The sequence below is a fragment of the Caballeronia sp. genome, from assembly GCF_049581465.1.
Taxonomy (GTDB): Bacteria; Pseudomonadota; Gammaproteobacteria; order Burkholderiales; family Burkholderiaceae; genus Caballeronia.
This window is the reverse complement of the sequence record NZ_JBAUSA010001379.1, coordinates 1-2,406: the sequence shown is the minus strand read 5'-3', so window position 1 is coordinate 2,406 and position 2,406 is coordinate 1. Positions and strand designations below refer to the sequence as shown.

Annotated in this window: 3 protein-coding genes; all 3 read left to right on the top strand. The window is 63.1% G+C overall.

What is annotated here, in order from left to right; translation table 11 throughout:
* The coding region (locus WCA53_RS33365) for an MFS transporter (protein ID WP_423922135.1) at nt 1–407 on the top strand (407 nt) is incomplete at its 5' end.
* 114 nt (nt 408–521) lie between these two features.
* Nucleotides 522–1,781: a CaiB/BaiF CoA transferase family protein gene (locus WCA53_RS33360; protein ID WP_423922132.1), complete on the top strand. Its 1,260-nt coding sequence runs from the start codon at nt 522–524 to the stop codon at nt 1,779–1,781.
* A gap of 40 nt (nt 1,782–1,821) precedes the next feature.
* The coding region (gene scpB / locus WCA53_RS33355) for a methylmalonyl-CoA decarboxylase (protein WP_423922129.1) at nt 1,822–2,406 on the top strand (585 nt) is incomplete at its 3' end.

Here is a 2,406-nt window from a genome sequence, read left to right as displayed (position 1 = left end):
CGCCGTGGCTGGCGGAACGGCTCGGGCGCCGCGTCGCGCTCGGGGCGTACTTCGCTGGCATGGCGGTGTCGATCGTGTTCTCCTTCGGCTGGGTCTTCTATCTGCCGAACGGACTCAACCTGTTCATGGTGTCGCTGCTGTTCCTCGGTTTCTTCGGCGGCAATTTCGCGATCTTTTCGCTGTGGCTGCCTGAGCAATACCCGACCCGGATCCGCGCGACCGCGTTTGCCTTCAATGCGTCGGTGGGCCGCCTGCTTGGCGCTGGCGTGAACTTCCTGCTGGCTGCGGCAATTCACTGGCAAGGTTCGCTCGGACTCCCGATTGCGTGGACAGCGGTGGCTTTTGTGATCGGCATGCTGATCTTGCCGTTCGCTGTCGAGACCCGTCATCAGAGGCTGCCGGATTAGCGCCGCGTCGAGCGCATCGTTCGCGCTATCCGCATCGGTCTCCGGACACTGCGGGCATAGCACGAGCACATCACGCGGGCTATCCGCAGTGTCATCAATTCGTTGGAGAACTCAATGCAAGCGTTACAAGGAATCAAGGTCGTCGAACTGAGCCGCGCGCTGTCAGGGCCGTTCTGCTCGATGGTGCTGGCCGACCTCGGCGCGGACGTCATCAAGGTCGAACCGGGCCCGGGCGGTGATATGAGCCGAACCTGGGGGCCCTTCGACCGGGGCGTCAGTACCTACTATCTATCCTGCAACCGCAACAAGCGCGGCGTGTGCATCGACTTTCGCAACCCGGAAGGACTGGCCGCGATCCACCGGCTGATCGACGATGCCGACGTGGTGATCGAGAACTTCAAGCCCGGCACCATCGACAGCATGGGACTCGGCTATGACGTCCTCAGCGCGCGCAATCCGCGGCTGGTGATGGGCAGCATCAATGCGTTCGGCGCCGACGGTCCGATGAGTGGCTGGCCGGGTTTCGACCAGATCGCGCAAGGCTATTCCGGGCTGATGAGCCTGACCGGTTTCGCCGATGGCGACCCTACGCGCACCGGCACCGCGATTGGAGACCTGAGCTCGGGCATGTGGCTCGCGATGGCGATACTGTCGGCGTTATTGGAGCGTGAGCGAACCGGGCGTGGCCAGCATGTGAGCACGTCGTTGCTCGCGAGTCTGGTCGGGCTTCTGAGCGTGCACGGCCAGCGCTACCTGAGCCTTGGCGACATCCCGCGCCGCACCGGCAACGCGCATGCGGTGATCGCGCCTTATGGCGTGTTCGAAACCGCTGACGGGCCGCTCAACATTGCACCGATCACCTCGGACATGTGGTTGCGCCTGTGCCAATTGCTCGAATTGCCGGCGTTGCCGGACGATCCGCGCTTCGAGACCAACGAAGCCCGCGTTGCGCATCGCGATGAGCTAAAGGCTGCGTTGGAAGCGCGTTTGAAGACGCGCAGCAAACGGGAGTGGACAGAACTTTTCATCGGCGTGGGGTTGCCCGCTGGCCCGATCAATACGTTGGACGAAGTGTTCAACGACCCCCAGGTGCAGCATTGCCGGTTAGTGGAAACGCTTGAGCATCCGACGCTCGGCGCGCTGCGCCAGGTCGTGACGCCGGTGTCCAGTTCAGCGGCAATGGGCGATTCTTCGCGTCACCTCAGCCGGCATGCGCCGCCGGGCCTCGGCGAACATACTGTCGATGTATTGCGCGAGGCGGGTTTCGATGAGGCCTCGATCAAGGCACTGCTCGCCGCTAAAGCGGTACACCAACAGGGCGAGTGTCTGCCGCCGGCGCGCGTCTTGGAACGCGCGGCTGGAGTGACGCAATGAGCACGCCGCAAACTTTGGAACACGCTGCTGAGGTCACACAATGAACACACCGAACGCATCGCCGTTTGCGGTAACGGTCGATATCGTGGATGAACGGATCGCACGCTTGACGTTCAGCCATCCTACGCGCAGGAATGCCCTCAGCGCGGAGTTGTTGCACGCGCTTGACGCGCAACTCGCCGACCTTGGCGCCCGTCGGATCCCGGTCGTGATACTTGGCAGCGGCGTCGGGCAGGACGTCTGGAGCGCGGGCCACGACCTTGGAGAATTGGTGCACGACCGCGACCCGATCGCCTACGGCAAGCCGTTGGAGCGGGCGTTGCGCCGCGTACGCGCTTACCCGGGCGTGGTGATCGCGATGGTGTCGGGCTCCGCGTGGGGTGGAGCAGTCGATCTGGCGATGAGTTGCGACCTCGTTGTTGCCGACAGGAGCGCGAGCTTTGCGATGACGCCGGCGAACATTGGCTTGCCCTATACGATGAGCGGCCTGCTGCGCTTCTTCAACAATGTGCCGATTCACGTATTGAAGGAGATGTTCTTCAGTGCGCAGCCACTCGATGCAGCGCGTGCCGAGCGCTTCGGCGTGATCAATCGTCTGGTCGACAGCGACAAACTGGAATCGACG